Origin of the sequence: Desulfosporosinus sp. OT (assembly GCF_000224515.1) — a bacterium.
In the GTDB taxonomy this organism is placed as follows: domain Bacteria; phylum Bacillota; class Desulfitobacteriia; order Desulfitobacteriales; family Desulfitobacteriaceae; genus Desulfosporosinus.
In genome coordinates, this window is sequence record NZ_AGAF01000231.1 from 20,371 (window position 1) to 31,978 (window position 11,608).

The window sequence follows — 11,608 nt, forward strand, 5'->3', positions numbered from 1 at the left end:
GCGCGACGATGACTCCTGGAACATAAATTAACAGGAGAGATTTGTGTGCTAAGAGGAGGATTTCTATGCAAATTCATGTGGTAAGGCCGGGAGATACTCTCAACAAGATTGCTCAAGCTTATGGGATCTCCGCCCAAGAGATTGCTGAGGCCAACAAGGTTCCGGATCTAAGCAGATTAGTCGTGGGGCAAACATTCGTAATACCTATCAGCGGACAGTTTCACTGGGTGCAACCTGGAGAAAGTCTATGGTTGATAAGTCAAAACTATAAAGTGTCAATCGAGGAAATAGTTCGAATTAACAAAATCCCAAACCCTGATAAAATTCCAATTGATTTACGTTTATATTTACCGCAGCAACCAAAGCAGATAGTAGAGACAAACGCTTACATTGATACCAGGATGACTCGTGGCCGGACGGTTGAGTCTGTCGATAAAGTGGGAGAGTACCTAACCTATCTGGCCATTTTTAGCTATGCCGTTAATAGGGATGGAAATCTTACCCCGGTTGAGGATCAGCCTGCCTTAAATGCTGCTCTTAAGGACAGGGTCTTACCTCTATTAGTTTTAACTAACTTTGAGAATGGGCAATTTAGTACAGAAATTGCCTCCGCGATTCTGACAAACGAGGTTTTGCAGGAACACGTGCTCAACCAAGCTCTTCAGATTATGACAGAGAAAGGGTATCAGGGTCTTGACTTTGACTTTGAGTATTTAGGAGTAGAGAATCGGGAACGATATGTTCGCTTTTTACAGAAGGCCAGACAATTTTTGAAACCTCGAGGGTACTATCTTTCCGCTGCGCTGGCGCCGAAGTTTAGGACAGAACAGCGTGGGGTTCTATATGAAGGGCATGATTATCAGGCAATTGGTCAAGTTGTTGATTTTATCTTTTTTATGACTTACGAATGGGGCTGGTCCGGAGGGGAACCAATGGCAGTGTCGCCAATCCATCAGATGAGAAAAGTCATGCAGTATGCAGTATCTGTTGTACCTAGAGATAAGATTATGATGGGGATGCCGTTATATGGTTATGACTGGACCCTTCCGTATGTACCCGGGGGAAAATTTGCTAAGTCGATTAGCCCTCAAAAAGCTTTGGGGCTCGCTCTCCATTACGGTGTGAATATTGAATACGACAAAGTTTCCCAGGCTCCGTGGTTTAGATATACGGATGAGCAGGGAGCGCAGCACGAAGTCTGGTTTGAGGATGCCCGAAGCATGCAGGCTAAGTTTAATTTGGTCAAGGAACTAGGGATTCGGGGGTTCTACTATTGGGTATTGGGAAATGACTTTCCTCAGAATTGGCTGCTGATTGCCGACAACTTTGTGGTGCGTAAACGGGTGTAAATAAATTGGAGCAGAAATCACTTGCGGATTTCTGCTCCAATTTATTCTGACAGCTCTTCACTGGACAGCAACTTCTCTAAAATTTCTGGTTTGGGTGTGAGATATAAAGTCCAGTTCTGTTCATAAATCACCATTCCGGGCTTGGCTGAGTTAGGTTTCTTTAGCTGTTTGACATGCGTGTAATCTACGGCGACCTGTGAAGAACCGCGAGCTTGACTGTAATAGATTGCTAGGGCAGCTGCTTCTTCAAGGGTGGCGTCATCCGGGAACTCTTCCCCCTCTTCGAGAGGAATAAGGACGTGTGAACCGGGAATGACTTTGACATGGAGCCAAAGGTCGGTTGGCTTACCCTTACGTAAGGACAACCAATCGTTTTGGGCATTGTTTTTTCCAACATAGATTATTCTACCTTGGCTAGAACGATAGATTCTTGGCTGAGGAACATCCTTAGGGGACTTTGTAGTCGCCTTCGCCTTGGAGCGGACTTTTTTTTGTTTAGGATTATCCTTTTTCATATGTTTTCCTGCCACATATCCTTGACCGATTAGCTCGAGATGGATATCGTCAAGCTCTGCCAGCGTGGATGCTTGATCTAAGCTGACCTTTAAGGAAGCGAGGTATTTCACTTCTTCGAGAGCAGCTTCTTTGAGGGGAATAGTTTTAAGCAATGTGGCCTTCGCTTTGTTGTAGAGCTTGTAATAGCGCTGAGAGTTGTCAATGGCACTGATATGAGGATTGAGGGGAATGACTACGGAAGAAAGTGCGGGGTCATAATAATCTTCCACCGTCACTTCAGTCGATCCAGGAGGAATATGATAGAGGTTGGCGGTAAGGAGTTCTCCCCATTTCTGATACTTTAGATTGGACTCTGCGCTGGACATAGCTTCATCATATAGTTTGAGTTTTTTGCTGAAATGCGAGTGTTGTTCTTGAACTATTTTGCGCAGAGAACCTCGTTTCGATTCAATTGTGTTGTTAGTGGATTTTGACTGATAAAAGCCAAGAATTGCGTCATTCAACTCAGGAACGCTCACCATTTTTAACTCTTGGTATTGTTGAAAGGGAATAAATGTGAACGCCACAGGAAGGGACTGGTTCCAAGAATTATAGTAAAGACATGGTTGGATTTCCAGAATCTCTGCGGGATTGCTCAAGCGGCGATAGGCCTGAAAAAGCCGAGCCAAATCGATATCACCGCATTGGTGGAGGCGGATTTCTGTAGTCAAGCCGGCTTGAATCACGATTTCACGGGCCAATTCCGGGCTGATCCCGGCAAAACGGGCGAGAAGAATGCTCGTTATGGGGTGATCTAGTTCTTCCTTATAAAGAGCCTGTCGCCAAAGTTCTTCGTCCTCTTGGGGAGACAGCTTTCCCTGAGAGGGAGGAGCGAGGTAAGCTCGACCCGGTAATACTTCTCGGTAGCGGCTTACAGCATGTGAATACCGCTTAAGGCCGTCGAGAATCGTATTCGTCGTCGGGTCTACGAGGATGAGATTACTGTGTTTCCCCATGATTTCTAAGTGTAATTGCAAGGTGACTAGATCGCCGCGGTCGTTGTAATTTTGAATGTCTAAGGTTACAACTCGTTCTAGCTCACTTTGGTGGAGCTTGACGATTTTGCCACCCTCGAGGTGTTTGCGTAAGATCATACAAAACATGGGCGGGGAAGTTGGATTCTTTTTGTTTTCTTGGGTGAGGTGGAAGCGAGGTGAGGTCGCGCTGGTACTGAGCAGGAGGCGCCTAGCTCCTTGATGCCGCATTTGAAAATGGATTTCTTCTTTTTCTGGTTGATGAATTTTATCAATACGTGCTCCGATGAGTTGTGGAGCAAGTTCTTTAACTAGATAGGCAAGGGTCACGCCGTCTAAGGCCATGTGAGAACTCCTTTCATCACAGAACTGAATCATTGTAGCGAAGCAAGTTCGCCACTTTTTAGTATAACACACTTGTTCTAGCGAGGCATTTTTCTCAGCCTTTGAGAATAAGCATGTACTACAAAAGGGACAAAGCTATACGCGCGAGGCACGAGTTGCGAAGCGCGTGACACGAAAAGGAGGAGAAGGGCATGCAGCAACAGGCATGGCATGTGTTGCCTTGGCTTGACGTGGCCAAGGCCTTGGATGTGCATCCGGGTAAAGGGTTAAGCGTTAAAGAAGTTCATCGTCGGTTAGTTGAGGTTGGAAAAAACGTTTTGGCAGTAAAAAAAGGAGTTCATCCTGTTTTTCTGTTCCTGGGGCAATTCAAGGATTTTATGGTTTTGGTTTTACTGGTAGCCACGGTTGTATCTGGGCTTTTAGGCGAAATAGCGGATGCAATCACGATTTTGGCGATTCTAATTATTAATGCTATTCTCGGTTTTGTTCAGGAGTATCGCGCGGAGCGTTCGATGGAATCGCTTCGTTCCCTTACCGCCCCTGAAGCGCGGGTGTTGCGAGAAGGCATGGAGCAAAGGATTCCGGCTGCGGACGTAGTGCCTGGGGATATCGTGCTCCTTGAGGCTGGAGATCGCATTCCGGCTGATGTACGTTGGATTCAGGCCGTCAATCTGCAAGTGGAAGAATCTGCACTGACAGGTGAGTCTCATCCTGTGGGTAAGAGCATCTCACCGCTCAGGGAAGAACTAACCCCCATGGCCGATCGTCAAAATATGGGCTATATGGGAACTTCGGTTGTTAATGGCCGAGGGGCTGGTGTAGTGGTGGCGACCGGTATGGAAACAGAGATGGGTGTTATTGCAGGTATGATTCAAAGTGTGGAAGAGGAAGAAACCCCCTTGCAAAAGCGCTTGGCAGAACTTGGCAAATGGCTAGTCTTAATCAGCTTTCTCGTTTGTGCTGCTGTGGTGGTGACGGGAGTTTTAAGAGGAGAGGACTTTTATAAAATGTTTTTCACCGGAGTGTCGTTGGCAGTGGCTGCCATTCCGGAAGGTTTACCTGCTATTGTCACGGTTGCTTTGGCCGTGGGAGTTCAGCGCATGGTGAAGAGGCAAGCGATCATCAGAAAACTTCCTGCCGTTGAAACTTTGGGTTGTGCGACGGTAATTTGTTCAGATAAGACAGGTACGCTGACTCAGAACGAAATGACGGTGCGTCAGATTTACTCCGATGGACGACGAATCAGCGTTTCTGGAGAAGGTTATGATCCTAAAGGGGAGTTCAAGGGTGCTGATCCAGAGAAAGATCGTGATCCTCTGCGAGAAGGGTTAAAGATTGCGGCTCTTTGCAACAATTCCATGTTGACCAAGAAAGGGGTTCAAGTTGCCGGACTGTTTCGTTCGAAGGGAAATGATTCTCCCTGGGGTATTGAGGGAGATCCTACAGAGGGCGCCATTTTAGTAGCTGCGGCTAAAGCGGGAATATGGCGCGAGGTTCTGGAACGTAAACAAGAACGCATTGGGGAGTTGCCCTTTGATTCCGACCGGAAACGAATGAGTGTTGTTTATCAGACTAAACAGGGTAGAATGGCCTATGTTAAAGGGGCGCCAGACATGGTTCTGCGGCTGTGCAGGCAAGAGTTGACCGCGCAAGGGGTCAAGGAGCTGTCGAATGAACGTGTGCGAAGTATTATGCGAGCTAATGATGAAATGGCACGGCATGCTCTCCGGGTTCTGGCTGTCGCAGAGAAACCTTTGTCAGATTCAGAGCCCCTCGACGAGCGCATTGAACAAGGCCTTACATTTGTTGGATTGCTCGGAATGATTGATCCTCCTCGAGGGAGTGCCGTCAAAGCAATAAAAGTTTGTCGGCAAGCTGGCATTAAACCGGTCATGATTACGGGCGATCATCGCTTAACGGCAGAAGCCGTCGCCCATGAGTTGGGAATTTTACGGGGGACGAGCGAAGGAGTTATCACCGGAGAAGAACTTGAAAAAATGTCTGATCGGGAGCTAAGTGAGCAGGTCATGGATGTTTCTGTTTATGCCCGCGTGACGCCGAAGGATAAACTTAGAATCGTGCGGGCCTTTAAAAAACATGATCAGGTAGTTGCTATGACCGGTGACGGGGTAAATGATGCCCCAGCGGTCAAAGAAGCGGATATCGGAGTGGCTATGGGTTTAACTGGAACAGATGTAACCAAAGAAGCTTCATCTATGGTATTAGGAGATGATAACTTTGCAACGATTGTCGCTGCAGTGGAAGAAGGACGAGGGATCTACGACAACATTCGAAAGTTCATTCGCTATTTACTTTCCTGTAATCTAGGTGAGGTTCTAACAATGTTTTTAGCGACACTTGTGGGCTTGCCACTTCCGCTGTTACCAATTCAAATCCTCTGGGTTAATCTGGTTACCGATGGCTTGCCGGCAATGGCTCTCGGGGTGGATGGAGCTGAACCTGGCATTATGAATCGTCCCCCCAGGACTCCAGGAGAGAGTATTTTTGCACGTGGTTTGGCCAGTAAAATAGGGATACGGGGGACGATGATCGGATTAGGAACCCTCTTTGTGTTTGTAGTCGGGCTCTTTATGGGAGTGAATATGTTAGGTGCTCGAACTATGGCCTTCACTACCTTAGTCTTTTCTCAATTGTTCCATGTCTTTGATTGCCGTTCTGAAGAACGAGGAATCTTCGAGGTGGGTTTGCTTACAAATCCCTATCTTGTTGGAGCGGTGCTAATTTCTACACTTATGCAGCTCAGTGTCATTTATCTGCCGCCTCTACAAGCTATCTTTAAGACCGCACCATTACACAGTTGGCAATGGATTTTAATTCTGTGCGTGGCGGGTGGGCCATCTGTTCTAATTGGATTTGCGCGGCTCCTAAAGCACAGTTGGCAAGGAAAACCGTCTATGGTAAAGGGATAAATGCGAGGAATGAGGTTCCAAGCTCGAGGTGCGAATTTCGTGCCTCGAACTTGGATTTAGTGGTAGTTAGCAACAGGTATGGTCGCCCATAGCTGAGTAGTTCGCAAATGTATAATGTATAACTCTCCTCCTTCTCGTGTATACTTGCGTCAAATGGTTGACCTATCTTACCCCGCAGAGTATTCTTTTAATAAGATAATGGGGGTAAATAATTTTACTTTGCTAAGGATAAGGAATTTTATCATTAGTATTGGGTGAACTTATCTAGAGTCTAAACGTGCGATATTCGATAGTCGAATCTCGAACTTCGAACCTCGAATATCGATTATGAGGGAGTGAACGCGATGGAATTCGTTAAAATGCATGGTCTGGGGAATGACTTCGTTTTCCTAGACCATTTTTCTGTTGTATCAGATGTTGACTATTCGGAGTTGGCCATAAAGCTTTGCCACCGTCAATTTGGTATTGGTGGGGACGGGTTAGTGGTAATTCTACCTTCGGAAGTCGCCGATGCTCGGATGCGAATCATTAATTCAGATGGATCCGAACCTGAGATGTGTGGTAATGGTATTCGCTGTTTCGCAAGATATGTATATGATCAAGGAATTGTTAAACATAACCCAATGCGTGTAGAAACCCTTGCGGGTGTTCTAACTCTAAAGCTTAATATACAAGACGGCCAGGTTCATGGAGTACAAGTGGATATGGGTGAGCCTATTTTGCGGGCAGACCTCATACCAGTTTTGAGCCCAGGGGAGCCTGTGGTGGGACAGTCTCTGGAAGTGTTAGGAGAAACATTTCAATATACAGCTGTTTCCATGGGAAATCCGCACTGCCTAATTTTTGTGGATGATTTTTCCACATTGGATTTTGAGCGTGTTGGTCCAGCAATTGAGAAACATCCCTTGTTTCCCCGTAAAACCAATGTCGAATTTATTCTGATCAACTCTTCACAGGAGATGATCATGAAAGTTTGGGAGAGGGGTGCTGGTCCAACGCTTGCCTGCGGCACGGGTGCCTGCGCTTCTGTGGTTGCTGCGGTGCTCAACAATAAAACTGAACGTGCAGTAACTGTTCACTTGCCAGGTGGAGACTTATTTATCGAATGGGGAGCGGACAATCATGTCTATATGACTGGTCCTGCAACTTATGTGTTTAAGGGCGAATGGTTAGAACGCTAATTTAACATGTCTGTAAATAGCCCTAAGGCGCAAAGGAGGATTTCCTTATATGGAAGAAGCGCGGCGAATTCAAGCGTTGCCCCCGTATTTATTTGCCCGTATTGACGAAAAGATAGCAGAGGCCAAGGCCAAGGGCGTGGATGTTATTAGTCTGGGAATAGGGGATCCTGATCTCCCGACTCCAGATCATATTATTGACAAGTTGGTAAAAGCCGCGCGTAATCCGGTAAATCATCGCTATCCTTCTTACGCAGGAATGCTGGAGTTTCGCCAAGCGGTAGCGGAGTGGTATAAGCGGCGTTCAAATATTGTAATCGATCCCCAAAAAGAAGTGGTTTCGCTTATCGGATCAAAGGAAGGTATTGCCCATATAGCGTTTTGTTATCTTAATCCCGGAGATATTGCTCTGATTCCGGACCCGGGTTATCCGGTCTATGGTGTCGGGACCGCACTTGCAGGAGGGGTTCCTTATGCTCTGCCGCTTAAAGAAGAAAACGGTTTCTTGCCGGAGCTTGACAGGATCCCAGAAGAGATTGCGCACAAGGCTAAACTTATGTTTTTGAATTACCCTAATAACCCTACGGGCGCTATAGCTGATGAAAGCTTCTATATGAAGGTTATTGCCTTTGCTAAAAAATATGATATCATTATTTGCCATGATGGACCTTACTCGGAGATTGCATTTAACGGTTATAAGCCCTTGAGTTTTCTAGAGGTTCCGGGCGCTAAGGATGTTGGAATTGAATTTCATTCCATGTCCAAAACCTATAATATGACGGGTTGGAGAATCGGGTGGGCAGCAGGAAATGCTCGGGTTATCGAGGCACTTGGGCGTATTAAATCGAACATTGACACAGGGGTTTTTCAGGCTATACAAGAGGCTGCTATTGAGGGGCTTTTAGGAAATCAAGATATTATCGGTGAAAATCGTAAGATCTATCAGGAACGACAAGATATTGTCATCGAAGGACTAACGGCTCTGGGGTGGACGGTGGAAAGCCCTAAGGCTACGATCTATGTTTGGCCAAGAGTACCAAAAGGCTTTACCTCAGCTTCTTTCTGTGAATTAGTATTAGATAAGACAGGTGTAGTGATTACTCCTGGTAACAGCTATGGGGAATATGGTGAGGGTTACTTCCGCATTTCTTTAACGACTAATACGAAACGATTGAGGGAAGCTCTACAACGTTTGCAGGATAATTTTGGGAAGTTTGAATTCTAGTATCGACTAAACCGCTAAATCCCCAAGCTCTTCAAACAAGATGAGCTTGGGATTTTTTGAGTTAAGAAATCATTTATTTATATCAAATTCAGTGTTGATGGTAATAGAAACAGGTGTTTTATTGTGTTTTTTTCGAGTTGATCTGCCTATTTTTAAGAGTATAGGGGGGCGGGCCAATAGGAAATATTGAAAGCAATCTGTTATACTAAAATAGTAAAGGAATAGGTCGGGGAACATTACTTAGACAAGATTGCTCTGTACCTTCAGAATAAATCATAAAGGGGTGAATAAACCCAGTTGATAGGTGGCTAAACTGGGTGGAATGTGGCGAATAGTATGACGGGATTCGGGCGGGGAGAGTCAAGTGGAGTTGGTTATCAGTTCTCTGTAGAGCTTAAATCCGTTAATCATCGGTTTTTAGAAATAGTAGTACGATCACCGCGAAATTTTACGGGTTTTGAGGAGCGAATACGTAAAACGTTACTTGAGAAGTTCCAGCGCGGTCGGATTGAAGTGCATGTTAATGTGGTGGAAACTGAAGCAAGAAAGAGATTGGTGAAGGTTGACAAAGATTTAGCACTGTCGTATGATAAGACATTGAAGGATCTTGCCTTAGCTCTACATACAACCTATGAGACGGATATTTACCGTCTCGTTAATTTACCGGAGGTTCTCTCGGTTGTAGAGCCTGAAATCGATCTTGACACTTTGTGGAGTATGTGCGCTGAGTCACTTTTGAAGGCCTCCGATGGTTTCAGGCAAATGCGTCGTACTGAAGGAGAAAAGTTAACGACCGATTTATTGCAAAGGCTTGAGCTAATTGCCGAGTATTTGCAAACAATTGCTGAGCGTGCACCTTATGTCGTGACAGCCTATCAAGAACGACTGCAGGAACGTATTCAAACGCTTCTAGGAGAGGTTGAATTGGATGCGGCTCGACTGGCGAATGAAGTGGTTTATTTTGCGGACCGAGCCTCAATCACGGAAGAGTTAGTTCGCTTTGACAGTCATCTAACTCAGAGCCGGGAGGCTTTGCGAAGTTCCGAGCCGGTAGGGCGCAAACTAGATTTCCTAGTTCAGGAAATGAACAGAGAAATCAATACCATAGGATCAAAAGCCAATGATTTAATGATTGGACAACAGGTAGTTAATGTAAAAAGCGAACTGGAGAAGATTCGCGAACAAATTCAAAATCTAGAGTAATTGGAGGATTCAACTTGGACATTAAGCTCATTAACATTGGGTTTGGCAATATCGTATCTGCCAACCGAATTATTTCGATTGTAAGTCCGGAATCCGCACCGATCAAACGTATTATTCAAGAAGCGCGGGATGCGGGCATGCTCATTGATGCCACTTATGGTCGGCGTACACGGGCTGTGATTATCTGTGACAGCCATCATGTGATTCTATCAGCAGTTCAGCCGGAAACAGTGGCCCATCGTCTTTCAACAAAAGAGTCTAGCACCCACGCAGAAGACCCGGCAGATTAGAGGTGTAGCGTGGAAAAAAGTCATGGATTGCTAATTGTCCTTTCAGGCCCTTCAGGTGCCGGCAAAGGAACGCTTTGTCAAGAATTGCTTCGTCAAATGCCCAACTTAAAATATTCTGTCTCGATGACGACGCGGTCGCCTCGCCCCGGTGAAGTGGAGGGGGTTCATTATTATTTTCGTCAGCGTAAGGAATTTGAATCCATGATCGTCAGGGATGAATTATTAGAATCGGCTATGTTCTGTGATAATTATTATGGAACACCTAGATTTGCAGTTGAGCAGGCCTTACAGGATGGGCAGGATGTTATTTTAGAAATCGAAATTCAAGGGGCGTTACAAGTTAAAAAATGTTTTCCGCAAGGAGTTTTTACCTTTATCGTTCCACCTTCTCTGGATGTGCTCTCAGAACGCATACACAAACGGGGAACTGAGACTGAGGAAGTTATTCAGAAACGGTTAGCTACTGCAATTCAGGAACTGGGATATGTGAGTGAATACGATTATGTAGTTATTAACGACGAAGTTCCTGCGGCTGTTGATAAACTAAAGAGTATCCTCGTAGCAGAAAAGTGTCGGGTTAAACGAAAGCCGTTTGTTTTTAAGGGGGAGTCTAGATGAAACAACCTTCACTTGACCTTCTAATGGATAAGGTCGATAGCAAGTATACGTTGGTTATAGTGGTTGCCAAACGGGCGCGTATGATAATGGAAGAAGCCAAACATGAGGATTTAGCTAAGGGCATTAAGCCAGTAAGCATTTCACTCGAGGAGATTTCACGTTCTGAATATAGCTATGAATGTACCCCTGAGGAGAGCCAGTAATGTTTTCAGGGAGAAAAATTCTCGTCGGGGTCACTGGCGGAATTGCAGCTTACAAAGCCGCGGAAGTGGTTAGCCGGTTGCGTAAGCTGAACGCCGAGGTTCGCGTTGCTATGACAAAATCTGCAACAGAATTTATTGCCCCGCTGACGTTGCAGAGTCTTTCGACAAATCCAGTGTATGTAGAAATGTTCAACGAGCCTAAGCTGTGGAATGTCGAGCATATTGCCTTGGCTGAGCACATCGATGCTGTCGTTGTTGCTCCGGCCACAGCTAATATAATGACCAAGATGGCGATAGGCTTGGCTGATGATTTCCTTTCGACAGTTCTATTGGCTACCCGTGCCCAGATCTTTGTGGCACCTGCCATGAATCATGCGATGTATCATCATCCAGCGATTCAAGCTAATTTGGCAATTCTCAAGGATCGAGGGGTCCAGATCATTGGACCTGCCACAGGTTTTCAAGCATGTGGTACCGAAGGGGACGGACGAATGAGCGAACCAGTGGAAATCGTGGAATCCTTAGCTCGATTTTTCGTCGGTTCGGATTGGTTAAAAGGTAAGAAAGCCCTTGTGACCGCGGGAGGAACTCAAGAACCGCTTGATCCTGTTCGCTATCTGGGTAATCGGAGTTCAGGTCGGATGGGGTATGCCATCGCTCAAGCCTTACAGGAAGCAGGTGCGGAGACTATCCTTGTTAGTGCTCCTACCAATTTAGCTACCCCACCTGGAGTGAGTA

General features: G+C 45.8%; 10 protein-coding genes. 9 read left to right on the forward strand and 1 reads right to left on the reverse strand.

Annotation, left to right across the window (positions count from 1 at the left end; translation table 11 throughout):
- Positions 1–65 precede the first annotated feature (65 nt).
- Positions 66–1,349, forward strand: a complete 1,284-nt coding sequence (locus DOT_RS21625) for a glycoside hydrolase family 18 protein (RefSeq protein WP_009623569.1) — start codon at positions 66–68, stop codon at positions 1,347–1,349.
- Positions 1,350–1,390: 41 nt separating this feature from the next.
- On the opposite strand, the gene DOT_RS21630 is transcribed toward DOT_RS21625, so the two are convergent.
- Positions 1,391–3,223: an NFACT RNA binding domain-containing protein gene (locus tag DOT_RS21630; RefSeq protein ID WP_009623571.1), complete on the reverse strand. Its 1,833-nt coding sequence runs from the start codon at positions 3,221–3,223 to the stop codon at positions 1,391–1,393.
- Positions 3,224–3,414: 191 nt separating this feature from the next.
- Between DOT_RS21630 and DOT_RS21635 the strand changes: the two genes are divergently transcribed.
- The 8 genes from DOT_RS21635 to coaBC form a co-directional block, all read left to right on the forward strand.
- The gene (locus tag DOT_RS21635; RefSeq protein ID WP_009623573.1) at positions 3,415–6,153 is read left to right on the forward strand and encodes a calcium-transporting P-type ATPase, PMR1-type; all 2,739 of its coding nucleotides are present in this window, start codon (positions 3,415–3,417) and stop codon (positions 6,151–6,153) included.
- Positions 6,154–6,497: 344 nt separating this feature from the next.
- The gene (dapF, locus tag DOT_RS21640) at positions 6,498–7,334 is read left to right on the forward strand and encodes a diaminopimelate epimerase (RefSeq protein ID WP_009623575.1); all 837 of its coding nucleotides are present in this window, start codon (positions 6,498–6,500) and stop codon (positions 7,332–7,334) included.
- Between the two features lie 49 nt (positions 7,335–7,383).
- The gene (locus DOT_RS21645; RefSeq protein ID WP_009623577.1) at positions 7,384–8,556 is read left to right on the forward strand and encodes an LL-diaminopimelate aminotransferase; all 1,173 of its coding nucleotides are present in this window, start codon (positions 7,384–7,386) and stop codon (positions 8,554–8,556) included.
- Between the two features lie 324 nt (positions 8,557–8,880).
- Positions 8,881–9,759 carry a YicC/YloC family endoribonuclease gene (locus DOT_RS21650; RefSeq protein WP_040413130.1) on the forward strand — a complete coding sequence of 293 codons (879 nt, stop codon included), beginning with the start codon at positions 8,881–8,883 and terminating at the stop codon, positions 9,757–9,759.
- Positions 9,760–9,773: 14 nt separating this feature from the next.
- Positions 9,774–10,049 carry a DUF370 domain-containing protein gene (locus tag DOT_RS21655; RefSeq protein ID WP_009623581.1) on the forward strand — a complete coding sequence of 92 codons (276 nt, stop codon included), beginning with the start codon at positions 9,774–9,776 and terminating at the stop codon, positions 10,047–10,049.
- A gap of 9 nt (positions 10,050–10,058) precedes the next feature.
- Positions 10,059–10,667, forward strand: a complete 609-nt coding sequence (gmk, locus tag DOT_RS21660) for a guanylate kinase (protein WP_009623583.1) — start codon at positions 10,059–10,061, stop codon at positions 10,665–10,667.
- On the forward strand, positions 10,664–10,870 hold the full coding sequence (gene rpoZ / locus DOT_RS21665) for a DNA-directed RNA polymerase subunit omega (protein WP_009623585.1): 207 nt from the start codon (positions 10,664–10,666) through the stop codon (positions 10,868–10,870). The genes gmk and rpoZ overlap by 4 nt, the downstream gene beginning before the upstream one ends.
- The coding region (coaBC, locus tag DOT_RS21670; RefSeq protein WP_009623587.1) for a bifunctional phosphopantothenoylcysteine decarboxylase/phosphopantothenate--cysteine ligase CoaBC at positions 10,870–11,608 on the forward strand (739 nt) is incomplete at its 3' end. The genes rpoZ and coaBC, both read left to right, overlap by 1 nt.